The organism is Armatimonas rosea, from assembly GCF_014202505.1.
Lineage (GTDB): Bacteria > Armatimonadota > Armatimonadia > Armatimonadales > Armatimonadaceae > Armatimonas > Armatimonas rosea.
In genome coordinates this window covers 1,008,282-1,030,509 of the sequence record NZ_JACHGW010000001.1, presented here as the reverse complement: position 1 = coordinate 1,030,509, position 22,228 = coordinate 1,008,282, and the positions used below count along the sequence as shown (strand labels likewise).

The 22,228-nt window shown below is 63.1% G+C and carries 25 protein-coding genes; 8 read left to right on the top strand and 17 right to left on the bottom strand.

Features of this window, described 5'->3' with window-relative positions; all coding sequences use genetic code 11:
* Nucleotides 1-92 precede the first annotated feature (92 nt).
* From HNQ39_RS04730 to HNQ39_RS04720, 3 genes are read right to left on the bottom strand one after another with little or no spacing between them, the layout of a single operon-like run.
* Nucleotides 93-1,676 (bottom strand): efflux RND transporter periplasmic adaptor subunit, encoded by a 1,584-nt coding sequence (locus HNQ39_RS04730; RefSeq protein WP_184192797.1) that lies wholly within the window; start codon nucleotides 1,674-1,676, stop codon nucleotides 93-95.
* Between the two features lie 11 nt (nucleotides 1,677-1,687).
* Nucleotides 1,688-3,133: a TolC family protein gene (locus HNQ39_RS04725; protein ID WP_184192796.1), complete on the bottom strand. Its 1,446-nt coding sequence runs from the start codon at nucleotides 3,131-3,133 to the stop codon at nucleotides 1,688-1,690.
* On the bottom strand, nucleotides 3,130-3,678 hold the full coding sequence (locus HNQ39_RS04720; protein ID WP_184192795.1) for a TetR/AcrR family transcriptional regulator: 549 nt from the start codon (nucleotides 3,676-3,678) through the stop codon (nucleotides 3,130-3,132). Before HNQ39_RS04720 ends, HNQ39_RS04725 begins: the two co-directional genes overlap by 4 nt.
* 188 nt (nucleotides 3,679-3,866) lie before the next feature.
* On the opposite strand from HNQ39_RS04720, the gene HNQ39_RS04715 reads away from it, so the two are divergent.
* The 3 genes from HNQ39_RS04715 to rpiA are packed head-to-tail and all read left to right on the top strand — an operon-like array spanning nucleotide 3,867 to nucleotide 6,197.
* Nucleotides 3,867-4,433: a hypothetical protein gene (locus HNQ39_RS04715; RefSeq protein WP_184192794.1), complete on the top strand. Its 567-nt coding sequence runs from the start codon at nucleotides 3,867-3,869 to the stop codon at nucleotides 4,431-4,433.
* 60 nt (nucleotides 4,434-4,493) lie between these two features.
* A complete protein-coding gene (locus tag HNQ39_RS04710; RefSeq protein WP_184192793.1) occupies nucleotides 4,494-5,444 on the top strand; it encodes a class II fructose-bisphosphate aldolase in 951 nt (316 codons plus the stop codon).
* Nucleotides 5,445-5,501: 57 nt separating this feature from the next.
* The gene (rpiA, locus tag HNQ39_RS04705) at nucleotides 5,502-6,197 is read left to right on the top strand and encodes a ribose-5-phosphate isomerase RpiA (protein WP_184192792.1); all 696 of its coding nucleotides are present in this window, start codon (nucleotides 5,502-5,504) and stop codon (nucleotides 6,195-6,197) included.
* On the opposite strand, the gene HNQ39_RS04700 is transcribed toward rpiA, so the two are convergent.
* The 4 genes from HNQ39_RS04700 to ruvX are packed head-to-tail and all read right to left on the bottom strand — an operon-like array spanning nucleotide 6,182 to nucleotide 8,458.
* Nucleotides 6,182-6,625 (bottom strand): GNAT family N-acetyltransferase, encoded by a 444-nt coding sequence (locus HNQ39_RS04700; RefSeq protein WP_184192791.1) that lies wholly within the window; start codon nucleotides 6,623-6,625, stop codon nucleotides 6,182-6,184. The two genes, rpiA and HNQ39_RS04700, sit on opposite strands and share 16 nt — an antisense overlap.
* Nucleotides 6,622-7,128 carry a YqeG family HAD IIIA-type phosphatase gene (locus HNQ39_RS04695; RefSeq protein ID WP_184192790.1) on the bottom strand — a complete coding sequence of 169 codons (507 nt, stop codon included), beginning with the start codon at nucleotides 7,126-7,128 and terminating at the stop codon, nucleotides 6,622-6,624. Before HNQ39_RS04695 ends, HNQ39_RS04700 begins: the two co-directional genes overlap by 4 nt.
* Nucleotides 7,125-8,051: an endolytic transglycosylase MltG gene (gene mltG, locus HNQ39_RS04690; protein ID WP_184192789.1), complete on the bottom strand. Its 927-nt coding sequence runs from the start codon at nucleotides 8,049-8,051 to the stop codon at nucleotides 7,125-7,127. Before mltG ends, HNQ39_RS04695 begins: the two co-directional genes overlap by 4 nt.
* Entirely contained in the window at nucleotides 8,048-8,458 is a 411-nt protein-coding gene (gene ruvX, locus HNQ39_RS04685) for a Holliday junction resolvase RuvX (protein WP_184192788.1), read from the bottom strand. The genes mltG and ruvX overlap by 4 nt, the downstream gene beginning before the upstream one ends.
* Nucleotides 8,459-8,668: 210 nt before the next feature.
* Here ruvX and HNQ39_RS04680 point away from each other — a divergent pair, with 210 nt between their 5' ends.
* The 4 genes from HNQ39_RS04680 to HNQ39_RS04665 are packed head-to-tail and all read left to right on the top strand — an operon-like array spanning nucleotide 8,669 to nucleotide 11,324.
* Nucleotides 8,669-9,079: a LysM peptidoglycan-binding domain-containing protein gene (locus HNQ39_RS04680; protein ID WP_184192787.1), complete on the top strand. Its 411-nt coding sequence runs from the start codon at nucleotides 8,669-8,671 to the stop codon at nucleotides 9,077-9,079.
* A gap of 58 nt (nucleotides 9,080-9,137) precedes the next feature.
* Nucleotides 9,138-9,644 carry a transcription antitermination factor NusB gene (gene nusB / locus HNQ39_RS04675; RefSeq protein ID WP_184192786.1) on the top strand — a complete coding sequence of 169 codons (507 nt, stop codon included), beginning with the start codon at nucleotides 9,138-9,140 and terminating at the stop codon, nucleotides 9,642-9,644.
* The gene (gene folD / locus HNQ39_RS04670) at nucleotides 9,637-10,500 is read left to right on the top strand and encodes a bifunctional methylenetetrahydrofolate dehydrogenase/methenyltetrahydrofolate cyclohydrolase FolD (RefSeq protein WP_184192785.1); all 864 of its coding nucleotides are present in this window, start codon (nucleotides 9,637-9,639) and stop codon (nucleotides 10,498-10,500) included. The genes nusB and folD overlap by 8 nt, the downstream gene beginning before the upstream one ends.
* Nucleotides 10,497-11,324, top strand: coding sequence for a polyprenyl synthetase family protein (locus HNQ39_RS04665; protein WP_184192784.1), 828 nt, complete (start codon nucleotides 10,497-10,499; stop codon nucleotides 11,322-11,324). The genes folD and HNQ39_RS04665 overlap by 4 nt, the downstream gene beginning before the upstream one ends.
* 5 nt (nucleotides 11,325-11,329) lie before the next feature.
* Here HNQ39_RS04665 and HNQ39_RS04660 read toward each other — a convergent pair whose 3' ends face one another.
* Nucleotides 11,330-12,064: an SDR family NAD(P)-dependent oxidoreductase gene (locus HNQ39_RS04660; protein ID WP_184192783.1), complete on the bottom strand. Its 735-nt coding sequence runs from the start codon at nucleotides 12,062-12,064 to the stop codon at nucleotides 11,330-11,332.
* 94 nt (nucleotides 12,065-12,158) lie between these two features.
* On the opposite strand from HNQ39_RS04660, the gene HNQ39_RS04655 reads away from it, so the two are divergent.
* On the top strand, nucleotides 12,159-13,151 hold the full coding sequence (locus tag HNQ39_RS04655; RefSeq protein WP_184192782.1) for a nucleotidyltransferase family protein: 993 nt from the start codon (nucleotides 12,159-12,161) through the stop codon (nucleotides 13,149-13,151).
* Here HNQ39_RS04655 and HNQ39_RS04650 read toward each other — a convergent pair.
* The 9 genes from HNQ39_RS04650 to HNQ39_RS04610 all read right to left on the bottom strand — a co-directional run bounded on the left by HNQ39_RS04650 (nucleotide 13,148) and on the right by HNQ39_RS04610 (nucleotide 22,210).
* Nucleotides 13,148-13,684 (bottom strand): DOMON domain-containing protein, encoded by a 537-nt coding sequence (locus HNQ39_RS04650; RefSeq protein WP_184192781.1) that lies wholly within the window; start codon nucleotides 13,682-13,684, stop codon nucleotides 13,148-13,150. The two genes, HNQ39_RS04655 and HNQ39_RS04650, sit on opposite strands and share 4 nt — an antisense overlap.
* A 103-nt stretch (nucleotides 13,685-13,787) precedes the next feature.
* The gene (gene recA, locus HNQ39_RS04645) at nucleotides 13,788-14,819 is read right to left on the bottom strand and encodes a recombinase RecA (protein WP_184192780.1); all 1,032 of its coding nucleotides are present in this window, start codon (nucleotides 14,817-14,819) and stop codon (nucleotides 13,788-13,790) included.
* Nucleotides 14,820-14,921: 102 nt separating this feature from the next.
* The gene (thpR, locus tag HNQ39_RS04640; RefSeq protein WP_184192779.1) at nucleotides 14,922-15,485 is read right to left on the bottom strand and encodes an RNA 2',3'-cyclic phosphodiesterase; all 564 of its coding nucleotides are present in this window, start codon (nucleotides 15,483-15,485) and stop codon (nucleotides 14,922-14,924) included.
* Between the two features lie 157 nt (nucleotides 15,486-15,642).
* A complete protein-coding gene (locus HNQ39_RS04635) occupies nucleotides 15,643-16,191 on the bottom strand; it encodes a Uma2 family endonuclease (protein ID WP_184192778.1) in 549 nt (182 codons plus the stop codon).
* A 9-nt stretch (nucleotides 16,192-16,200) separates the two neighbouring features.
* Nucleotides 16,201-17,442 carry a competence/damage-inducible protein A gene (locus tag HNQ39_RS04630; RefSeq protein ID WP_184192777.1) on the bottom strand — a complete coding sequence of 414 codons (1,242 nt, stop codon included), beginning with the start codon at nucleotides 17,440-17,442 and terminating at the stop codon, nucleotides 16,201-16,203.
* A gap of 160 nt (nucleotides 17,443-17,602) precedes the next feature.
* Complete coding sequence (locus HNQ39_RS04625) at nucleotides 17,603-18,145, bottom strand: GrpB family protein (protein ID WP_184192776.1); 543 nt, start codon at nucleotides 18,143-18,145, stop codon at nucleotides 17,603-17,605.
* A 198-nt stretch (nucleotides 18,146-18,343) separates the two neighbouring features.
* Nucleotides 18,344-18,574: a hypothetical protein gene (locus tag HNQ39_RS04620; protein ID WP_184192775.1), complete on the bottom strand. Its 231-nt coding sequence runs from the start codon at nucleotides 18,572-18,574 to the stop codon at nucleotides 18,344-18,346.
* An 87-nt stretch (nucleotides 18,575-18,661) separates the two neighbouring features.
* Nucleotides 18,662-19,180, bottom strand: a complete 519-nt coding sequence (locus HNQ39_RS04615; protein WP_184192774.1) for a hypothetical protein — start codon at nucleotides 19,178-19,180, stop codon at nucleotides 18,662-18,664.
* Between the two features lie 99 nt (nucleotides 19,181-19,279).
* On the bottom strand, nucleotides 19,280-22,210 hold the full coding sequence (locus tag HNQ39_RS04610) for a glutaminase domain-containing protein (RefSeq protein WP_184192773.1): 2,931 nt from the start codon (nucleotides 22,208-22,210) through the stop codon (nucleotides 19,280-19,282).
* Nucleotides 22,211-22,228: the final 18 nt, after the last annotated feature.

Sequence of the window (22,228 nt, the reverse complement as noted above, 5' to 3'; positions counted from 1 at the left end):
GCCTGCCCCCTAACCCCCGTGGAACGGGGGGACAAATTGGAATCGGATTCCTTGTATTCCCCCCGCCAGGCGGGGGTTAGGGGGTAGGCTACCTATTTCTCCGCGATATCCGTGACCACACGGATCGCAGCCCCCTCACGGAGGGCGGTCTGGCCTACAACAATGATGGAGTCGCCCGCGCTGACCCCGCTCCGAATCTCGGCGGTCTCAGCCGTGGTCACCCCCAGCGTCACCTTGCGCTGCTCCGCGACACCCCCCTTGGCAACAAAGACCGCAAACGCGCCCTCGTCGCTCTTCACCAGCGCGTCCTTGGCGACAATCACCCCGCGGCGCTTCTCCAGCACCACACTGCCACGGGCGAACATCCCCGGGCGGAGCGAGCGGGCGGGGTTCGGGACGGCAACACGGACCACAAAGTTGCGGCTGGCCGTGCTTCCCACCGGGTAGAGCTTGGCCACCTGCCCGGCGAAGGTCTTGCCTGTCAGCGCATCGACTTTTACCTCGACCGGCATCCCCAGCTTCACCTGAGCGATCTCGGTCTCGGGGACCTGCGCCTCGAAGAAGACCGTGTCCAGCGCGACAATGGTCAGCAGCGAGCTACTGGGTCCGGCAAGCTGCCCGATCTCCGCGGCGCGCTTTGCGACAATGCCGTCGATGGGGGCGTAGATTCGGGTGTTGGCGACCTGCTGCTGGGCCGATGCCAGCCCCGCCTTTGCCTGTGCCAGCTGTGCCTGCGCGGAGCTGAGGCCCGCCTGTGCCTGTCCGAGCGCGGCCTTGGCCTGGCTCACTCCCCCCTGCGCCGCCTTGATATCGTCTTTGCGCACATCCAGGTTCTGCGTGTTGGACTTCGCCAGCCGTAGGCCAAACTCCGCACGAGCGACCGCGGTCTGGGCCTGGCGCACGGACTCGTCGCGCCCGCCGATCTGGGCCAGCTCCAGCTGGGACTTTGCCGAGTCGAGCGCGGCCTTGGCGACCCGCTCCTGATTGACATACTGATCGAGCGTGATCTGCGCGGCGGCTCCCTCGCGGACCAGGTTCTCGTAGCGCTTGCGGTCGCTGGTGGCGCGCTCGAAGTTGGCCTGCGCCTGTGCGACACTGTTCTCCGCCACGGCGACCTCCTGGGTGCGCTGGGGCTTCTTGGCGATCTCGAGCTGTGCCTTCGCCGAGGCAAGCTGCTGCTCGGCGTCTTTGACACCGGCATCGCTCTGAGTATCGGTGAGCTTGAGGTTGGTGCGGGACTGGTCGAGCTTGACAATCGCGTTCTGGTAGGATGCCTTGGCGCTCTCGATTCCGGCCTGAGCGTTCTTAATGGCGGCCTCGGCGCTCTTGATGGTCGCCTCCGACGAGCGCACCTGGGTCTCGTAGTCCGACGCGTCTTGCTGGACAACGAGCTGGCCCTTGCGGACTGCCTCGCCCTCCCGAGCGGCGATAAAGCTCACCCGCGCACTCACCTTGGCCGCCAGATCGACCGAGTCCGTGGCCGCGATCGAGCCCGTGACACTCACCGCACGCACCACCTCCTTCTCGGTCGCGGTGGCAACACGCACGGGGGTACCTACGCCTGACTTCGTGCCGGCGGTGGGGAGCTCGGTTTTGGGCTTCTCATCGGTCTTGGGCGCGCACCCGGCCAGAAGCACGAGGCTCAGGGTGGCGGCAAACAGGGGATAGTTTTTCATGATCACTCTTTTCACTCTTTCCCAAGGGCACGGTTGAGACGCGCCAGGGCGGTGAGATAGTCGTAGCGGGCATTGACGATATTGGTCTCAGACTGGGTGAGGGAGGTCTGGGCATCGTTGACCGAGAGCTGGGTATCGACCCCCTCCCGGAAACGAACCTGCGCGATTCGGTAGGCCTCGCGGGCCTGCTCGACCGCGCTCCAGGCGGTCTGGGCGCGCTCATGGGCATCGCGCACGGCGATAATGGCCTGCTGGACCTCGGCCTTGATCCCATTGTGGTACTGCTCGCGCTGGATCTCCGCGGCGCGTTGGTCGGAGCGGGCCCCCTCGGCCTGCGCCTTAGACGACCCACCATCGCTGAGAGGCAGGGTCAATCCCAGGGAGAGCGAGCCGGTGGTCTTGTCGCCGATAAAGGCGGGGTTGGGGTTGTAGTTGGTCGAGAGGGAGGCCCCCAGCGACGGCGAGAGGCCCTTGCCGTAGAGCTTGATGTTCTTCTCCGCCTTGGTGAGGGAGACCTCCGCCTGTCGCGCCTCGGGGCGGGCTACCCACGCCGCGGCGATCAGCTTGGCCTCGTCGAGTTCGGGGAGCGGGTCCTTCTCCTTCATCTCCGTGGGCGCGACCAGCTCGACCGGCGTGCTGGGGTCGACACCGAGGCTGTTGGCAAAGGCATTGCGCGAGAGCATCACCTGGTTGCGGGCCGAGATCAGGCTCTGCTGGTTGTTGGCAAGCTGGGTCTGGGCACGGAGGACATCGAACTGCGCGACCGTCCCCGCGTTGAACTGCGAACGGGCGACCCGGAGGGCCTCCTCGCTCTGCGCCACGGCGGCGGCGGAGACCTTCACCAGCGACTCAGCACGCAGGAGGCTGTAGTAGCCACTGCGGACACTGTACTTCAGGTCCATCAGCAGGCGCTGGTAGTCGAGCGCCTGCACCTCCAGCTCTAGGTCGCCCAGCTGGTTGGCGAGCTTGATCACCCCAGCCAGATCGAGGTTCTGCGTAATGCTCAGGCTCACCGACTCCTGGTTGAGGTCCGTGCCGCTGCCGAAGCCGCCCGTGGTAGTTGTCGTGGTGGTGGTGCTTGTCGTGCTCTCGGCGCGGCTGGTGGCGGCGGGAAGCTGGACAGGCTGGGTTCCAGGCGGGGTGTTTTGCAGCAGCACCGGGAAAGGATTGGTCACGCCTGCCCCCCCGCTCGCCCCGCCCCCGCCAAAGCCCGAGCCGCCGTTGAGTAGGCGGGTGTAGGTGGCACGGAGGCTGGCCTGGGGCTTGCGCGCGGAGAGAATCTGGTTGATGGTCTGCTGGGTCTTGAGGGCGCGCTCCTTGGACTGGCGCAGGCTGGGGCTCTTCTCCTGTGCGAGACGAAGGGCATCCTCAAGATTTTTAATGGGGGGGGAGGTCTGCGCCAGGGCCGGAGTGGCCAGCAGGAGCAGTCCCAGAGAGAGTCGTAGCGTGTGGTTCATGGCATTTCAGATTTTAGGATCAGCTGATCCAGGTAAGAGACAAGGAGCTGGCGGGTTTCGTTGTTGGGCGGGTTGATTCCCATGATCTCGGAGAACTTCACCCCATCCATCACAAAGCGCACCAGCTGAGCAACAGTAGGGTCGATGTCATCGTCGGCGAGCTGGCCCTGCCAGTCGCCAATCTTCTCCCGTAGGATCGAGAGGAGCTCCGGGTCGTTGGCGATCGCAGCGAGCATTCCCGCCCCGCCGCGCTCGTCCATGGCATCGGGTGTGGCGATCAGGCTCAGGAGCGCACGGGTCTTGCGTCCCGGCCCCTCGGGCTGCTTCTCGATCGCGGCGTGCCAGTCGCGCTGGTGGCAGTCCATCCAGGTGTGGAGCATCTGCCCGATCAGGGCGTTCTTCGTGGGGAAGTAGTAGAGCACCGCGCCCTTACTCACTCCGGCCTCACGGGCCACGAGGTCCAAGGTGAGCCGTGTCACTCCATCGCGCACAACAACATTATGAGCGGCGTGAAGAAGCTCTTCGAGTTTTTCTGGCTTTCGCATAGTACTTTCTGACCGTCCGGTCAGTTTTTAAAATACCGTCTGGTCAGTCAGTTTGTCAAGAGAAGACGGGGATGTTTTTACAAACACAAGCCCTCTCGGGCAGTTCCCAGGAATCCAGAGAATACGTTTCGCATCTAAAGTGGCAACTTTTTCACGAAATAAGAGTCATGTATCAAAAGGAACGATCCATGCACAGACTCACTTACTCCTTGCTCACTCTTGGGCTGTGTCTAAGCCCCGCCGTCGCAGACGATGACGACCGTCACTTCAAAGACCGGGGGAACTTCACCATCGGCCTTGGAAACTGGGGAGGCTTCAATGGAATGCGAATCGGCGCTACCTACGACCTGCTCGGAACCAAGGCCAAGCCGACAGAGCGAACGAGCCTCGGCTTCTATCTCGACAGCGGTGTCAAGACCCCCGGCTCTCTCATCCTCACCCAGACCGAGCTCATGCGCGAGCCACAGCGCGCGGTGAGCTTCCAAGGCGGTGGACTCCAGCTTGAGCGACGCCTGGGGAGCCTCTACACAAGCGCGGGCCTAGGGCGCTACTTCGTGACACACTTTATTCCCTACGAAGACACCGCCCCAGACCCCATTATCAGCGGCCTCTATTCCTGGGGCGTACGCTACACCATCGGTGTCCGGCTCGATCGCTTTCTCTTCCAGGTCAGCGCCACGCGCCTCCCTTCCCCGCCCACGGAGCGACGTGCCCGCAACACAGTCTATGCCATCGAAATCGGAGGACGCTACTAATGCTGGTCTTGACGATCGCTTTTGACATTCCTCTCTTTTGGAGGGTACACTGAGGCCGAAATGATTGTCGCAACCAAACAACTCTTCGCGCACGCGTACGGTAAGTACGCTGTCGGCGCCTACAACATCAACAACCTTGAGCAGATCATGGGCCTCTTCAAGGGCTGCATCGATAGCCAAGCCCCGTTCATCATCCAGCTCTCCAAGGGCGCTCGTAGCTACGCCAACAAGCAGATGCTCGAGGCGATGATCCGCACCGCCGAGGAGATCTTCCCCGAGGCGATCTTCGCGGTTCACCTGGATCATGGCGATGAGCAGACCTGCTACGAGTGTATCGAGTCGGGCTTCTACAGCTCCGTGATGATCGATGCCAGCCACTCCCCGTTTGAGGAGAATGTCGCCATCACCAAGCGTGTTGTCGATGCCGCTCATGCCAAGGGCATCTCGGTCGAGGCCGAGCTCGGAATGCTCGGCGGAGTCGAGGAGCATGTCCAGGTCGATGAGAAGAACGCCTGCCTGACCGATCCCGACGAGGCCCTGGAGTTTGTCAAGCAGTCCGGCTGCGACTCGCTGGCCTGTGCGATCGGCACCAGCCACGGTGCCTACAAGTTCTCCGGCGGCCAGGGCATCCACTTCGATCGCGTCAAGGCGATCCAGGACCTGCTGCCCGGCTTCCCGCTGGTCATGCACGGCTCGTCCAGCGTTCCCCAGGACGAAGTCGAGCGCATCAATGCCGCCGGCGGTGAGCTCAAGGGCGCCAAGGGAGTCGATACCGCGCAGTACCTCCCCGCCGCCAAGCTGGGTGTCTGCAAGGTCAATATCGACACCGACGGCCGCCTGGTCTGGACCCGTGTCCACCGCGAGTTCTTCAAGGAGCAGCCCGGTAACTTCGACTTCCGCACCCCGGGCAAGATCTTCATGGCCGAGTACGCCAAGTTTATCGCCAGCCGCAACGAGCTCCTGGGCTCCGCCGGCGAGCTGGAGAGCCTCCGCGAGTCCCTCAAGGGCTAAGCACACCCTCAGAGACGCCCCCTCTCGCAGTGCGGGAGGGGGTTTTATTTTTGACCTATGAGCAACACAAACATCGGGAAGCAAGCCGCCGGCGGGGTCGCCGCGGGGCTCGTGCGCGACGGCATGGTGGTCGGGATTGGAACCGGCTCGACCGTGGTGTACTTTATCGAGGCGCTGGGACGGCGCGTCCAGACCGAGGGGCTGAAGATTCGTGCCATCCCAACCTCGGAAGCGACAGTTGCACACGCGAGCCGCTGGGGAATCCCCCTCGTGCCGCTCACCCCGCAGACACGCCCGGACCTGACGATCGACGGTGCCGACGAGGCCAATCCACGGCTGGACCTCATCAAGGGCGGCGGCGGTGCGCTCCTGCGGGAGAAGCTGGTCGCAGCAGCGGCCGCAGAGTTTGTGGTAATCGCCGACTCCAGCAAGCGGGTGGAGCACCTCGGGGCGTTTCCCCTCCCCCTCGCCGTAGTGCCTTTTGCCGTCCCAACGGTCGCCGCACAGCTCAAGGACGAGTTCGAGGTCACACCGCGCCTGCGCCTCCTCGCCGATGGGGAGCCGTATATCACCGACGATGGCCTCTACATTCTGGACCTGCCCTTTGGCCTTATCAAGCGCCCCGCGATCCTGGACAAGCGCCTCAAGGTCATCACGGGTGTCGTCGAGACGGGCATCTTTATCGGCCTCGCCAAGCGCCTGCTGCTCGGGCACCCCGACGGCCGTGTCGAGAATATCTACCCGGCGGACTGAAGGCGCTTGCGCATCGCAAAGTGGGGAATCTCGGCCTCGAAGAAGCGCTCACCCTCGGTGGCAAACTCAAGCTTCTCGTAGAACCCGACCACGGGCTCTTGCGCGTGCAGGAGCGCCTCCGTAAAGCCCCGCTCGGCCAGGCTCGTGAGGACAAACGCCATCAGCGCCGCGCCCAGCCCCTCGCCACGGCGCGCCATAAGGACAGCCACCCGCCCGATCTTGGCAACCCCGTGCCCCTTGTCCACCACCCGCGCGACCGCAACAGGCTGCGCGCCCTCAAGCCCCAAAAAATGCAGCGCCATCGCATCGTCGCGGTCCTGCTCAATCTCCTCGGGCACCCCCTGCTCCTCGATAAAGACCACGCGCCGCAGCTCCCTGCAAAGCGCGAGCTCCTGCGCAGTGGTGGCAAGCCGACAGCTAAGGCTCATCGGGGGCGGGCGCGCTCCCCACGCAGGATGAGTTTTTCGGCGTTGCGGCTGATGAGCTTGGTGCCGATAAACTCTTTGTCGGCGAGCGGGTTGACCAGCACGGTGGTCAGCCCGACCCGGTTTCCGGCGACCATGTCGGTAAAGAGCTGATCGCCGATCATCACCGCCTCGTTGGGGAGGACAGCGAGCAGCTCCAGCGCCTTGAGAACCCCTGCGCGGCCGGGCTTGCCGGCGTTGCCGGGGACATGGTGGATCCCGAGGGTCTGGGCGATTCGGGCGAGGCGTGCGGGCCGGCGTGTGTTGGAGCACAGACACACCCCGATCCGCGCCGCTTTCACGGCGTCCAGCCACGCCAAGATCTCGCTGGGAATCTCATCGCCGTGCCAGGCCGCGAGCGTGTTGTCGAGGTCGGAGACAATCCCGCGGATGCCCCGCTCCTGGAGCCAGGCGAGCTCCAGGTCGCTCACCCGGCGCAGCATCCGGTCGGTCTTGAGCAGGCTCACGAGTGCCCCCCCTTCCGAATCCGGGCGATATTGGCGCGGTGCTCCTCAAAGGTCCGAGCAAAGACATGACCCTTGCCCTCGCCTTGAACGTAGAACAGATAGTCACTCTTTTCGGGGTTGAGCGCGGCACGGATCGACGGCAGTCCGGGGCTACAGATCGGGCCGGGGGGCAGACCAGCGTGGAGGTAGGTGTTGTAGGGCGAGGGGGTCTTCAGGTCGGCAAAGAGCAGGCGCGCCTTGTGCTCGGGGAGGATGTACTGGACGGTCGCATCGATCTGGAGCCGCATATTTTTTTCCAGCCGGTTGTAGATCACCCCCGCAATCTTGGGCCGGTCGTCGTCGGTCTCGGCCTCCCGCTCGATCAGCGATGCCACGATCAGCGCCTCGGGGGTGAGCTTGAGGGCCTTGGTCTGCTTCTCAAACTGCGCGTGCATCTGCGCGACAATCTCCTTGGCGGTCGTGTTCTTCGGGAAGGCGTAGGTATCGGGGAAGAGCTGCCCTTCCAGGCCATCGGCGAGCGCCAGAAACTTGGTTTCATCGGTGAGGAAGCCGCGCTCTTTCAGCCGGGCGGCGATCTTCTTAACTGTAAAGCCCTCGGGGATCGTCACCTTGACAGCGGCCACCTCGCCCTTGTGGAGCTTGAGGTAGATCGCCTCCGGGGTATCCGCGGGCGAGAAGGCATAGACACCGGGCAGGATCGTTCCCGTGGCAATTTTTTTAAAGTACGCTGCGGAGCGGATCACGTGCTTTTGCTCCAGGAGCTGCCCCACCCGGCTCACACTACTGCCGGCGGGGATGGTCAGCTCCAGAGGCGCGGCTCCGGGCTCGGCGACGGGCCTACCATCGGCACCACAGCCCTGCGTGACAAGTGCGGCAAACAATGCTGTAGCGGGGGCAACAACGGCCCAGAGAGGTCTCTTCACTGGCTCTTTAGGTAGCTTTCTAGGATTCGGACGGCGGCGGCCTGGTCGATGACAGCGTCGCGGCGCTTGCGCGAGACTCCCGCGGCGATCAGGTCGGCCTGGGCTTCTTGCGACGATAAAAACTCGTCTTGGAGGATTATCGGCAGGGCGGTGGATTCCCCAAGAGCGGCGGCGAACCTCTCGCAGTGGAGGGTCCAGTCGTTCTTGGTGCCTTGGAAGCTCAGCGGCAGCCCTATCACGATCGCCTCAGCGGCCTCGCGTTCGGCCCAAGCCAGGATCGCCGCGATATCCTCGGCGCGGGAGCGTGCCCGCGCCAGGGTTGTCCGTGGGTAGGCACCAAAGCCCAGCTCATCGGTGACCGCGATTCCAATCCGCTTGGTTCCCAGGTCTACGCCTAGCAGTCTCACTAGTGTCTGTTCTATCACAACGGAGGAACCCCTTACCAATCCCACGTGTCAGAGTAGGCAAGAGATCAGCACAGAGCGCTCTAGGCAAACACTTGGTTGACAAACAAAAAGAGAACGGATAAACTACTCCAGCGAACGAAAATTTGCTAGATTTGGTTTTCCGCCTTGCGTTGTCCCGGCGGAGTGTTGAGCCAGAAGGTGAGTGTAACTATGGTGTGGGAGAGTGGAAACGGGGGGAACTTCTGGACAGACGAGGAGAAGAAAATTCGTCTGTACGCCCGGCAGCGCGTGTTTGCTGCCCAGCAGCGACGCAACAAGCAGCTCAAGCGGCGCTTGCTCTGGGTGGGCTTGACGGTCGCCGGGGTTGCTTTAGCGGCGACGGTTGCGCGCTCGGCGGCTCCCGTGGGCGAGCGCACACACAACCGGGTCGCGGCAGTGCCTGAGCCCGCTCAGACCCAGGTCGTGACGGTCGCTCCGGGGGACTCGCTCTGGAGTATCGCCCGCCGCTACAGCCAGCCGGGCACCTCGACCATGGACAATATCGCGGTGATCTCCACGCTGAACGGGAATCTTAGCGGCCAGCTAGAGCCCGGACAGCGCCTCGTGGTACCTACCCCCTAGCCCCCCCTACGTAGGGGAATCAGAGTCGTGGGGAGGGATGCGATACAATAGCCGCGTTATGGCGAAAACCCCCTCCCCCTCTTCTCGGCGTGCCGCGCGTGAGACGGCCTTGCGTATCCTCTACATGATGGAGGTAGGCAAGACGCCGCGTGATATTGCCCAGCAAGAGACCGTGGCGGCAAACAAGTTGGAGGAAGAGGCGGCAGAGTTCAGCTGCCTCCTGGTCGATGGCACCCTTGCCCACCAGGATGCGACCGACCTTGCCATCGCACAGCACTCCACCCACTACCCCCTCAACCAACAGACCATTGTCGACCGTAATATCCTACGGATCGCCGCCACCGAGATTCTCTTTGGCCTCTCCGGTGCACCCGCAGGCGTGGTCGCCAATGAGGCGGTCGAGCTGGCAAAGAAATACTCGACCAGCGAGGCTGCCAAGTTTATCAACGGGGTGATCGGTGGGCTGATCCGTGCGACCGAAGAAAAAAACGCCCCTGAAGAGCCCTCCCTACTCGAAGAGCCCTCCCTAGAAGAATCAAAAGAAGTCGAAGAAGTCCATGTCTGAGCCCCTGATTTTAGACGGTGCCGCCACCGCAAAGGCGATTCGTGCTGAAGTGGCCGCCCGCGCCACCAAACTCAAAGAAGCCCACGGTATCACCCCCGGCCTCGCCGCTGTCCTTGCGGGCGATAACCCCGCCTCCGTCACCTATGTCTCGATGAAGCGAAAGGCCTGCGCCAAGGCCGGGATCACATCGTTTGAGCATGTCTTTGGTGCCGATGCGACCCAAGAAGAGGTCCTGGCCTGTATCCATCAGCTCAATGCCGACCCCAATGTTCATGGGATCTTAGTACAGCACCCCATGCCCAAGGGCCTAGACGAAGACGAGATCCTCGCGACCGTTGACCCGGCCAAGGATGTCGATGGGATCGGGCGGGCGAGCCTGGGCGATCTTGTTCTGGGCCACCCGAGCTTTGTCTCCTGTACCCCCCAGGGCATGATGACCCTGCTCAAGCGCTACGGTATCGACCCGGCGGGCAAGCACGCGGTCGTGATCGGGCGCTCGGTGATCCTGGGCAAGCCCATGGCGATCGCACTCCTCAACGCCAATGCCACCGTCACGATCTGCCACAGCAAGACCCAGAACCTGGCAGAGCTCACCCGCCAAGCCGATATCCTGGTCGCCGCCGTGGGCCGCCCCGAGCTGATCACCGGCGAGATGCTCAAGCCCGGTGCTGTGGTCTTAGACGCGGGCTACAACCGGGTCGAGGGCCGCGGCCACGATGTCGGCGACTGCCACTTTGAGAGCTGTGCTGCTGTCGCCAGTGCCATCACGCCCGTCCCGGGCGGTGTCGGCCCGATGACCATCGCCACTCTCTTGGAGCAGACCGTCGCCGCCGCGGAGCGCAGTGTCGGAAAATGAGCTTTGAAGCCTGGGTTGCGGTCCACACGCCCCGTGTGAACGCCGCGCTCGACCAGCTCTGTCCTGCAGATGGCTCACCGCTCCGCGAGGCGATGCGCTACTCGCTCCTGGCGGGCGGTAAGCGTCTCCGGCCCCTGCTCTGTATCGCCGCCGCGGAGGCAGTCGGAAGTGAGATCGCAGCCGTTCTCCCGGCGGCGTGCGCCTTGGAGATGATCCACACCTTCTCACTCATCCACGACGACCTGCCTGCGATGGACGACGACGACCTGCGACGGGGCCTGCCGACGTGCCATGTCCAGTACGGCGAGGCGCTCGCAATTCTTGCGGGAGATGCCCTCCAAGCCCTTGCCTTTGAGATCGCTCCGACACACGCCGTGCTGCTGGCTCGCGCTTGCTACCAGATGTGCGCCGGGCAGGCTGAGGACCTCGCCGCGGAGGGCCAGGATATCGGCCTGGAGCACCTGCAGCACATCCACTCTCGCAAGACCGGAGCGCTCCTCTGTGCGAGTGTGGTCTCCGGTGCCCTCACCGCCCCCCCCGAGGCACGGGCAGCCCTCACCCACTACGGCGAGAAGATCGGGGTTGCCTTTCAGATCGTCGACGACATTCTCGACGTGACCGGCGACGATGCCACGCTCGGCAAGCCCGCGGGCTCCGATCTCAAGCACGATAAGGCGACCTACCCCAAGCTGGTCGGGCTGGACGAGAGCAAGCGCCTTGCCCGCAGGGCCGAGCAGGAGGCGCTCGCCGCGTTGGAGCCCTTTGGTACACTCGCCGAGCCCCTGCGCGAGATCGCCCGCTACATTGTCGAGCGCAACACCTAGCCCGCTTAGAGCTGGTGGCTCTCCGGCTGGAGCGTCAGCTCACCCAGTACGAGATGCGCCGGCTGCGTGAGGGCATAGAGAATCGCGCCCGCAGCATCGCTCACAGAGAGCATCTTATCGCGCTGGACCTTCATCTCAATGGCCGGGTTGTCGTAGAACGGTGTGTCCACGCCCCCGAGATAGAGGCCCGTGACCTTGATGTTGTGCCGCCGCGAGACCTCCGCACGAAGCGCCTGCAAGAACCCTGTCAGCCCGTACTTGCTCGCGCAGTAGACACTTGCCTGGGCCATCGGTGCCTTTCCCAGAATCCCCACCACATGGAGAATGTGCCCGGATTTCTTGGGGGTCATGACCTTCACTGCCGCTTGGGAGAGGAGCATCGCGCCGTAGAGGTTCGCCGCCAAGGTCAGGGTCATCTCCTCAGGGCTGATGTTCTCCAGAGGCTTGACCAGCCCCACCCCCGCGGCATTGACCAGGATATCCAGACCACGCTCCGCAGTTGCCTCCGCGAGGAGCTTCTCGACCTGCGGCGCACGGCTCAGGTCCGCGACAATTGTCGACGGGCGCACACCTGTCTCCTGCTCCAGAGACGCTGCGAGTGCCTCCAGTTTCTCCGCGCTGCGCCCCGAGAGCGTTAAGAGCGCTCCCTCACGCGCCAGCTGGAGTGCCGTTGCCTGACCGATTCCACCCGTCGCACCGGTCAGCAGGATGGATTTCCCTAAGAGTTGTTCGTTTGTCACGATGACTTCAACCGCGCGTCTCCCTTGCCCGTTCCCAAATATAGGCTAGATTACTAATGCGGAAGTAACTAAATCTGACCTATAATCCAGAACGATGAAAGCAATGGTCTTAGGTGCAGGGATCGGTTCGCGGCTCGATCCTCTCACCCGTTCCCTCCCCAAACCCGCCGTCCCTGTTGTTGGAAAGCCCGTTATTGGGCATATCCTGGATCACCTGAAGCACTACGGGGTAACAGAGATCATGATCAATGTGCAGTACCTGGGCGAGAAGCTCATGGCGACAATTGGGGATGGCTCTGCCTACGGCGTCCACGTGACCTACTCCGTGGAAGACGAGCTCTGGGGAGATGCGGGTGGCGTGAAGCGCTGCGAGGCCTTTTTCCGGGACTCCGACGACGACACGTTCATGGTGGTCGGCGGTGACGATCTCTCGGACATGGACTTTGGGGCGATTATCGCGGAGCACAAGGCCAAGAACGCCACCGCGACCATCGGGGCCAAGCGTGTCGAGGACCCGTCGCAGTTTGGCATCGCGGTCACCGATGATAACGGCTTTATCACCCGTTTCCAGGAGAAGCCCGCTCCGGGCACAGCGTTCTCCAACCTCGCCAACACGGGTGTCTACCTCTTCAAGCAGACGGTCTTCGACACCATCCCCGCCGCGACCTTCTATGGCTTTGGCAAGGATGTCCTGCCCGCCCTCCTCGCCGCCGGGGAGCCGCTGCTCGCCGTGCCCACCGATGCGTACTGGGAGGATGTGGGCAACCTGACGATCTACCGAAAGGCCCAGCGCGACTGTCTCGACGGTAAGGTGAAGGTCGTCTTCCCTACTGGCACACGTGTCGGCGAGAACAGCTTTGTCTGCGAGGGCGCACAGGTCGAGGGCACGATCTCAGACTACACCGTGGTCGGCAAGAACGCCATCATCGAAGCGGGTGCGGTGGTGAAGAACTCTGTTCTCTGGGACGGTGCCATCGTGAAGGCGGGTACGTATCTAGAGAACTGTGTGGTCGGTAACAACGTGACGGTCGCCAGCACGCACGGCATCTTCAACGCCCAGATCGTCGAGGCCAACCGGCCCGCTTAACCAGGAATCGTGTATTCGGGCCAGTCGTCGGGGCGGTGAAAGTCGCACTCGGCGTGGTTCGAGGTCGAGGCGACATCGGGTTCCGCGTCACGGTGAGCGTCGTAGCGGCAGACGCTCACCCGGATTTTGTCACCGGGAGCCGCGTCCACCGGCACGCCCAAAAGCCCCACCCATCCCTCATCCGTGCGCCACGCCCGAGCGATAATCTCACTTGGATCGTGCTTGAGCGTGTCCCCGTCGAGCTGGCCACCACGCGCCAGCGCAATGGTCGCCCGATCCGGGAACCTCAGGTGCAAGCGAACCCCATTCGGTGTCACATGCGCCTCGGTATAGGCATCGCTGTCCGAGCGCCGCACAAACACCTCAAAGACATCGCCCATTTCCCACGTGTTCTGGTTGTCCTCGGTCGCATCGTTGAAGACATCCGCATCGGTCAGCGTCCCCAGCGCCCACACCCGCCCGTCATGCCACGCAAGCTGGGCGAACGCGGGTAAGCCAGTTGGCTCAGACTGCCAACCTTGAATCAGGGGCAAGGGCGTCGACAATGCAAACACTGCCTGCACAGCAGCCACGTCCAACAAAACAAAAGGGGCAAGCGTTTTCAGCATGCCCCTATCGTACCCAATCGCGTCGGATTTATTCCTCGGCTGCCTCGGCTCCCCCGGTTGCTCCCAGGGAGAGGGCATCGTCGGCGACTCCAGAGTTCTTGATCTCCGCCTCGATCGCATCCATCATCTCCGGGTGCTCTTCCAGGTACTTCTTGGCGTTCTCACGCCCCTGCCCGATTCGCTCCCCCTTGTAGGAGTAGAACGCACCGGACTTGGTGACCACGTTGAGCTCGGTGCCGATATCGATGATCGAGCCCGCGCGGGAGATTCCGGTTCCGAACATGATGTCGAACTCCGCCTGCTTGAAGGGCGGGGCGACTTTGTTCTTTACAACCTTCACACGGGTGCGAATCCCCACCATGTCCGTGCCGATCTTGAGGGTCTCGACACGGCGCACATCGAGGCGCACCGACGAGTAGAACTTCAGGGCACGGCCACCCGGCTGGGTCTCCGGGTTGCCAAACATCACCCCGATCTTCTCACGGAGCTGGTTGATAAAGATGGCGGCGGTGTTGGTCTTGCTCAGCGAGCCGGTGATCTTGCGCAGGGCCTGGCTCATCAGACGGGCCTGGATACCGACATGGCTATCGCCCATATCGCCCTCAATCTCGGCCTTGGGCACGAGCGCGGCGACAGAGTCCAGCACCACCAGCGCGACCGCATTGGAGCGCACCAGCGCATCGACAATCTCAAGCGCCTCTTCTCCCGTACTGGGCTGGGAGATCAGGAGCGTGTCCAAGTTCACCCCAAGCGCCTTGAAGTAGATCGGATCGACCGCGTGCTCAACATCGACATAGGCACAGATCCCACCCTGCTTCTGCGCCTGAGCGACAATATGCGCCGCCACGGTGGTCTTACCCGACGACTCCGCGCCGTAGATCTCGGTGATGCGGCCCTTGGGCACGCCTCCGACCCCGAGTGCGAGATCGAGGGCCAGTGCGCCGGTCGGAATCGACTCGATCGGCTCGATTGTCTTCTCACCCAGGCGGACAATGGTCCCCTTACCAAACTGTTTCTCGATCTGCGCAAGGGCAATATCGAGCGCCTTTTCCTTATCCATAACAAACTCCTCACCGTTGCCCCGCTATCCACGGGGGCTTCCTACGGTTAAAACGGTCCAGAGACCGCGATTCTGACAAAATCCCACGGATTTTATTTTTTGTCAGAAATTGGGCTTGAAGCTCCAGGTGCCACGCGTGTCGTACGTCGCTCCCTCCGGCCCCAAGAAACTCTCAATCAGGGTGAGGCGGCGTGCCCACTGCACGCCACACTCCGTCAGTGCCTCCGCCGCCAGCGCCGAGCGCAAGGACTCGCTCTCTTCCTTGACCCGCCCCAAGGTGATATGCGGCACGAGCCCCCCGTGCTTGGGTGCCCCCAGCGGGGTCATCCACGGCTCCACGGACTCCACCAAGAGCTTCCACTCCTCGGAGCCCTCACTGAGCCCGACCCACAAGGTCTTGAGGGGACCTTTTTTCGGGAAGTAACTCGCTCCCGTCAGCCCCACCCGGAAGTCGGCGCGGGGTGGCACGAGAAACTCACAGGCCTCGATCACGCCCGGTAGCGTTGACTCGGCGACCTCGCCCAGAAACTGAACCGTGAGGTGGAAGTTCTCCGGCTCGACCCAGCGAACCTTGGCGTCCGGCGCACGCTCCTGAAGGCGTGCCTGGAGGCTACTCAGTGCATCGGCGAGGTGGGGTTCGAGCTCTATGGCGAGAAATAAACGCATGGCAAACTACTGTTCTACTATACCCTATCTTTTCACAAACTCACGGGAAAGGGGGCAAGGCGGAAAGAAAAATAAAAAGAATTTTCAGCCGGGGATTGAAAATCCCCGGCTGCATTGCAGGGAGCATCCCGAGGACGCAGGAAGCGAAACTGTATCGTTAGGGTAGAAGCTCGGCAACCGAGATGGGGACGGTAGTGAAGAGCGGCGCGACAGTGTCGGTCTCGGTGTAGGTTTGCAGGCTACGGTATCCGCTAGGGCCAGGCTGACGGCGAACCTCGACCGTGCGCTCATTGATATTGATAATCCAGTAATCTTCTATCCCTGCCGCCGCGTAGATCGGGGCTTTAACGACTTGATCGTACTCCAACGTGGTGTCTGAGACCTCGACAACGAGAACGGCAGTGGCTGGATGGGAGTTCACAAAGGAGCGCAGTTGGCCTTGGACAACCGCAACATCAGGCTCAGGGACGCTGGTAGTGAACTTCAGCGGAAGCTGCACACGAACGCGATAGCCCTCAGGTGCAATGGCTCGACAGGCTTCTTCGACAAGTTCAATCGTACTAGAATGACGTGGCTTCTGGGGCATAATTTCTACCAGCTCTCCATCAATGAGTTCGATGCGCTGCTCAGGTGCAAAGCCGCCCAGCGCGACGACACGCTCGTAGGCTTCGACACTCCAGCGAAAAGGGGTAGGATTGGCACTCATGGTCGTATTTTATCCGATGAGCTGCTTGCGGAGCATGTCCAAGGCGGTCTGGGTGGCGCGCCAGCGCACATCGGCGCGCTGGCCGGGGAAGATGTTTTTCGTGAGCTCGGTGCCGGCGGGGCCGGCCACCGCGATATAGACCAAGCCGACGGGTTTCTCGTCGCTGCCGCCCCCCGGCCCGGCGATCCCGGTGATGCCGATTCCAAAGTCCGCCTGCCCCAGCTCGCGCACCCGCTCGGCCATGGCGCGCGCGACCTCCGGGGAGACCGCGCCCACGGCTCCGATCAGCGCCCGTGGAATGCCCAAGAGCCCGATCTTGGTCTCGTTGGCGTAGGTGACCACGCCGGTGTGAAAGACACTCGACGAGCCCGAGATCGCGGTAATGCGCTGCGCCAGCCAGCCACCCGTGCAGCTCTCGGCGGTGGCGACGGTCTTGCCCTGCGCCTCCAAGAGCCGGACAACCACTTCCTCTAAAGTCTGGTCGTCCTCGCCGTAGACGACGCTCCCCAGCCGCGCCTTGATCTCGCTCACGACTGGCGCGATCAGCGCCTCGGCGTCTTCGGCACTCGCGGCTTTTGCGGTGACGCGTAGATGTACCTCGGCGGGCTTGGCGTAGGGCGCGACACTGGGGTTGGCTCCGGCCATGAGGTCGGCGGTCTTCTCCTCGGCGACGGACTCGCCCATACCAACAATGCGCAGGGTCCGTGAGCGAATCACGCTCCCACTCGCCTGGCCCCCCGGCCCCCACAAGCGGGGGAGAAGCTCGGTGTCCACCATCGGGACGAACTCATTGGGCGGCCCCGGCAGCGCGACCACGGTCTTGCCGTCTTTCTCCACCCACAGCCCCGGCGCGGTGCCGTTGGCGTTGGGGATGGGCTTGCCGCCGGTGGGGACATCGGCCTGCAAGAAGATCGCATCGTTGGTAGTGTAGCCGCGCTTCTCAAACCACGCCGTCAGGTGCGCCACGAGCGCCGGGTCGCGCACCAGCGGGGCATCCAGCGCCGCCGCAATTGTCGCGCGGGTGAGATCGTCGCCCGTCGGCCCCAGCCCCCCGATACAGAACACGATATCCGACCGAGAGAGCGCCAGCGTCAGCGCCGCAATCGCCCGCTCCAGGTTATCCCCCACGGTCGCCCGGTTGTAGACGCTCACCCCGCACTGCGAGAGCTTCTGCGCCAGATACGCCGCGTCGGTGTCCACGATCTGCCCGAGGAGAAGCTCGGTGCCGAAGGAAATAATCTCTGCTGTCATGCGGGGATGATACCCGGATTCCCTGCACGGGTTCGCGGCAAGCCAGGATGGAAATCATCCGGCTATGGGGCCTTCGGCCGCCTCCTCGTGCCTCGTCGGTAGAACTACGCCGCAGGCGCGGCGGTGGGCACCCTCTGGGTACTGCCCCAGAGCAGGACGTTCACCGTCCAAGATTAAATTCACCCCACGCGTGGGCTTTTTCCAGGAGTGCCTGCACGCACCCGGACTTTTCTTCGTGGTAGCCGTTGAGATCACTCTGGTGCTTGGCTGCCGACATACGCTTGACTTCCTGGTAGTGGGCCGCTTCATCCGGGTGCACACGCAGGTAGTCACGCAGGAGAATGGGTTCCTTCCAGGTCGTCGAGCCATGCACGGTAAAGTGCAGGTGGTGTGTCCCCTCGTTGTAGGGCCCCTTGCAGAAGAGCCGTCGCTGAAAGATGGGGTTAATATTGGCATCCTCGTAACCCAAGCGGGCGAGAGCCGGCACAAAATCATCGACATCACTTAAGGCAAGTACGGAGACAGAGATGTCAATAATCGGTTTCGCCCCCAGCCCCGGGACGGAGGTGCTTCCGATGTGCTCGATTTGCTGGAGGATGGGCGCGAGGTGGGTGGTAAGCTGTTGGCGCTCTTGTTCATACAAAAGCGGCCACTGCGGGTCGTAGTCAGCAATGACGATAGGTTTGCTCAAGTGGTAGGACATAGCAATAAATCGGTCTCCATTTTTCTCTGTATCGCGCCACCTGGAAGAGGTACTAAAGAGCTTCAGTAGGGCATGTGCAGACGCTGCTTGAGAGCGAGAATCCCTTCGTCGTCGCGGTCTGCGGGGCAGCGGTGCCCCCCCCGCCAAGCGAGCATTCGCAGGGGAGCGGTTTCATGACGAGTCCGGGTTGAAAGCCTGCTACGAGGCGCTTTTTCCGGAGGCTCGGATCAGAAACGCGACTCCCAGCACGGCACACACACCCGCAAGAACTGTCAGCTCATTTCCGACATACCGATACGATGCCTCAAATAAGCTACTATCCCAGTTCTTCAAACCTGGTCCCATAAACAGAGCCGCCGCAACGTAGCGAGCCGCAAAGAGAAATGCTGCTATCTTGAGAAATTCCATCCCCATGTAATCAAGTTTCATCCGCTCCGCCTCCTTTACCCCGATGTTTCGTCTACCAGCTCCTGCGCTTCAGCGGTAGGCGTGGTTTCTGGATCATCATACCGCGCACTAACCGGCTCCGTGTACCAGAGCGACGGTAGACGACGGCACTCTCTCCAGCAGGTCAGCGATCTCAGGAACCAGGAGATAGTCCCCCACGAGAAGATCAATCTCTTCCAGGCCGGGAATCCATAAGTGCCTCCCTCGCACGGGCAGAGGGGGAAGCTCGTAGCTCAGGGTCAGGCTGAGCTGAAGTGCTACATCGTCACTCTCGGCAGGAACAATCTGACGTGTAAAGTTTAAGTACGGCAGCTCCTCGGTGGTGTACTGATCCTGTGTCAGGGCTCCCCCCCTCCCACGTAGGTCCGTGGGTTCGTCGAGCAGCAGCTGCCGACTATTGCCCCACTGGAAAAGTAGCCGATCCCCCTCCTCCACCCGATCCGTGCCAGCGATCCAGAAATCGGCGTAGAACGCCACGAGCTCGGGAACCACCTGTCGCCCTGTCAGCGCCTGTGCTTTCCACTCCCGAGCACGCTCCAAAAAGAGAGCAATCGCCGCTTCTTGATCGATTTTCTTTGCTACCTTCACCCTAAATCCATTATACGCCGATGCAGAGTTGGTCGCGGAGCGCGGCGGCTTGTCCGCCCCATAGCGGGACGTTTACCGTCCACGCTAGGGGGCGATATTCTACCGCTTCCAGTGCGCCTTAAGCACAGGCAGATAGAGTCCTCCGACCACGGAGCGGGCTTGGAAGCCCACTTGCTTGCCGTCGGTGGTCTCGTACCAGTCGGTGAGGGGGACGCGGGTGGGGGTCTCTTCCACCCAGAGCAGGAGCGGCTTGACAAGCGCCTCGAACTCCGGGCGGCTCCCCGCGAGAGTGGCGGTCCAGACCGTCCAGTCCAGCTTGGCGTAGGTGCGCCGGTTGTCCAGCGGCAGGCCATAGCGCATCTGGCGGCGCTGGTAGAAGGCAAGCTCGGTCCTGGCGAGCTGTGGCGGGAAGAGGTTCAGCCCCAGCAGCGTGTCCCAGACCAGGTTGTACTTCTGGCTCCAGGTCCCCGGTCGGTCAAACGCCAGGCGGAAGTGGTCGCCATCGCCGGCCAGGGTCAGCCACTTGCCCGCCATCTCTCTTGCGGCGCTCAGGAACTGTTTGCTCTCGTCCGGGCGGCCGAGCCTCTCACAGAGCTGACCCCACGCGCCAATCGCCAGGATCGCCTTGAGCGAGAGGTTTGCGTTGTGCGCCAGGTGCCCCGCAAAGTCATCGGTGCAGAGCTGGTTCTCCGGGTCGAGGCCCTTTTCTAAGAGATACTTTGCCCAGGTGGAGAGCGTCTTCTCGTGCTTCTTGGCGAAGCCGACACTGCCCTCGGCGCGGGCCAGGGCGGCGGTGAGCAGCAGCAGGTTTCCCGACTCCTCCACCGGCATCTGGTCGCGCTCGTCGCGCTCCCCGCCGCCGTAGACCTGCCCATTGGCCTTGGGGTAGGTGCCCAGGTCGTGGGGGGCGAAGGGGAACTTCCAGCGCAGCGTCTCGGCGTAGGCCACCAGCGGCTCGATCATGGCCTTGAGGAGCGCGGGGGCGTAGCGCAGGAAGAGCGGCGCCGACGGGTAGGTGACATCGACCGTCGCGATACAGCCGTTGGAGAAATTCTCCTTGGAGAAGAACACCGGCTGGCCATCGGTGCCGGCCGCGAGCTTGTGGGCGGAGATCGCCTGCCGCCACGCCAGTGCGAGGAGCTGGGCGTAGCCCGCCCCCCCGACCGCGGTCCACTCCGCCAGCATCTTCTTATCAAAGGCCGTGCAGCGCGCGATCAGGCTATCGGCGTCTTTGTGGGCCACCTGCACGAGGTCGTTGATCCCCGCCCCATTGCGCCGCCACCAGCCACGCAGACGCTTGCCTAAATGCTCCAGCGAGAACTCGTCGTCGTAGGAGACCACCCAGCGGCGCGTGACCGGGCGAGTACTGACCTTGAGCCCCGTGAAGCTCGCAGCCAGCACGGGCCAGTCCTCGCGGGCGGGGCGCGGGAAGCGGGTGTCGTCGGCGCTGGGCAGCTTGCCGTCGCGGATAAAGCCATCGCGCACCAGCGTGTCGGTGCCGATCCGGGTCTCGGCGCTCTCGCTGGAGAGCTGGGCGTAGCCCCAGTCGATCCGCAGGTTGTCGCCGGTCTTTCCCAGCACGGGCTGCTCCGCGGTTCCGATCGCCAGCACCTCGAGATTGCCGACTTTTCGCCGGGTGGCAGCCACGGGCTGCGCGACATCGTTGACACACCACTCGCCGGTGATATCCAGGTAGAGCGCCACATCATGCGGCTTGCCATCGGTGGCGACCACCTCGGCGGTGATATACGATGCCGGGCGACTCAGCACATCAAGGTCATCGGGGAGGAGCGGCGACGTGAAGGTGACGCCAAGCCGGACGCCTTGGCCCTCGAAGGTGAAGCGGGTCTGGGTGGCACTGATCGTGTAGCCGGTCTGTGGGAACGGTGCGACACTCTGCGGCCCCTGCCCGGACCAGCGATAGGCCGTGCCATCCACCCGGATCAGCCCGACCAGCGCATTGACCGCACCGGTCCAGTGGCGCGCCCAGTCGGTGTTGAGGTTGTCACCAAAGGCCCAGACCGAGAAGTACGGGTCGTGGGTGATGAGCGGGATCGCCGGGGCGCGGTGGCTGGGCTGGCTCGGGTCGCGTGGGGCGGCGGGGACATGGGGCGCGGGCTGCGGGGTGGTGCTGGCGACAACCGGCTGCGGCATGCCGTCCTGCCAGACCAGCCGGTCCAGCCGCAGCGTCCGCCCGGTTGGGTTGGAGCCGTAGCGTGGCGCGCCTTGGTCACTCCAGCCGTGGTAGAGCAGCCAGTCGTCTTTTCCGATTGTCACGACAGACTGGTGCCCCGGCCCATAGACACGGCCCGGCTCCTGCGCTAGGATCGCCCCGAATTTCTTGTACGGCCCCGCGAGGGTCTCGCTCATGGCGTGCGCCACGCAGTAGCCCGAGTCCCCCTTGCCGGTCTCAAAGCCATTGGCCGAGTAGAGCAGGTGGTACTTACCGTCGCGCTTGAGCAGAGTCGGGGCCTCGGTGACCCCTTTCTCCCAGGGCTCCGTGGGGCGCAAGAGCTCGACCGTCGGGCCGACCGTCGAGAGCCAGTTCGCCGCGAGCTTACGCAGGACGATTCGCCGCGGGTCTTCCTCGGAGTAGAGCAGATACGCCGTGCCATCGCTCTCCACAAAGACGGTCGTGTCGATCACCCCAAGCTTTTGGTTCGCATCGGGCACCACCAAAATGGCCTTGTGCTCAAAGGGCCCCGTGGGCGACTTGCTCGTGGCGATCCCGATCTCGCGCTTGCCGGTCTTGGGGTTCTGCGCCGAGTAGGTCATCCAGAGCAGGCCATCGCGCTCGATCACCTCCGGTGCCCAGAGCTGCGACTTGCTCCACGGCGGGGTGAAGCAGGTCCCCCGATGGACCCAGTGCACCAGGTCCGCCGACTCCAGCACTTGAAAGCCATTGCCGTGCTTGGCGGTCTCGGTGGCGTAGGCCCAGAACTTGCCGTGCGCACTCAGAACAAAGGGGTCGGGGGCGTCTTCCGCCCAGACGGGATTGGTGTAGGTGCGCCGATTTTCTTGTGGATTCACAGGGCTCAGTATAGGTAG

Bases quoted from the DNA above. Each gene is read 5' to 3' on its own strand.
- HNQ39_RS04730 (WP_184192797.1), bottom strand. From the start codon at position 1,676: ATGAAAAACTATCCCCTGTTTGCCGCCACCCTGAGCCTCGTGCTTCTG.
- HNQ39_RS04725 (WP_184192796.1), bottom strand. From the start codon at position 3,133: ATGAACCACACGCTACGACTCTCTCTGGGACTGCTCCTGCTGGCCACT.
- HNQ39_RS04720 (WP_184192795.1), bottom strand. From the start codon at position 3,678: ATGCGAAAGCCAGAAAAACTCGAAGAGCTTCTTCACGCCGCTCATAAT.
- HNQ39_RS04715 (WP_184192794.1), top strand. From the start codon at position 3,867: ATGCACAGACTCACTTACTCCTTGCTCACTCTTGGGCTGTGTCTAAGC.
- HNQ39_RS04710 (WP_184192793.1), top strand. From the start codon at position 4,494: ATGATTGTCGCAACCAAACAACTCTTCGCGCACGCGTACGGTAAGTAC.
- rpiA (WP_184192792.1), top strand. From the start codon at position 5,502: ATGAGCAACACAAACATCGGGAAGCAAGCCGCCGGCGGGGTCGCCGCG.
- HNQ39_RS04700 (WP_184192791.1), bottom strand. From the start codon at position 6,625: ATGAGCCTTAGCTGTCGGCTTGCCACCACTGCGCAGGAGCTCGCGCTT.
- HNQ39_RS04680 (WP_184192787.1), top strand. From the start codon at position 8,669: ATGGTGTGGGAGAGTGGAAACGGGGGGAACTTCTGGACAGACGAGGAG.
- nusB (WP_184192786.1), top strand. From the start codon at position 9,138: ATGGCGAAAACCCCCTCCCCCTCTTCTCGGCGTGCCGCGCGTGAGACG.
- folD (WP_184192785.1), top strand. From the start codon at position 9,637: ATGTCTGAGCCCCTGATTTTAGACGGTGCCGCCACCGCAAAGGCGATT.
- HNQ39_RS04665 (WP_184192784.1), top strand. From the start codon at position 10,497: ATGAGCTTTGAAGCCTGGGTTGCGGTCCACACGCCCCGTGTGAACGCC.
- HNQ39_RS04655 (WP_184192782.1), top strand. From the start codon at position 12,159: ATGAAAGCAATGGTCTTAGGTGCAGGGATCGGTTCGCGGCTCGATCCT.
- recA (WP_184192780.1), bottom strand. From the start codon at position 14,819: ATGGATAAGGAAAAGGCGCTCGATATTGCCCTTGCGCAGATCGAGAAA.
- thpR (WP_184192779.1), bottom strand. From the start codon at position 15,485: ATGCGTTTATTTCTCGCCATAGAGCTCGAACCCCACCTCGCCGATGCA.
- HNQ39_RS04635 (WP_184192778.1), bottom strand. From the start codon at position 16,191: ATGAGTGCCAATCCTACCCCTTTTCGCTGGAGTGTCGAAGCCTACGAG.
- HNQ39_RS04630 (WP_184192777.1), bottom strand. From the start codon at position 17,442: ATGACAGCAGAGATTATTTCCTTCGGCACCGAGCTTCTCCTCGGGCAG.
- HNQ39_RS04625 (WP_184192776.1), bottom strand. From the start codon at position 18,145: ATGTCCTACCACTTGAGCAAACCTATCGTCATTGCTGACTACGACCCG.
- HNQ39_RS04620 (WP_184192775.1), bottom strand. From the start codon at position 18,574: ATGAAACTTGATTACATGGGGATGGAATTTCTCAAGATAGCAGCATTT.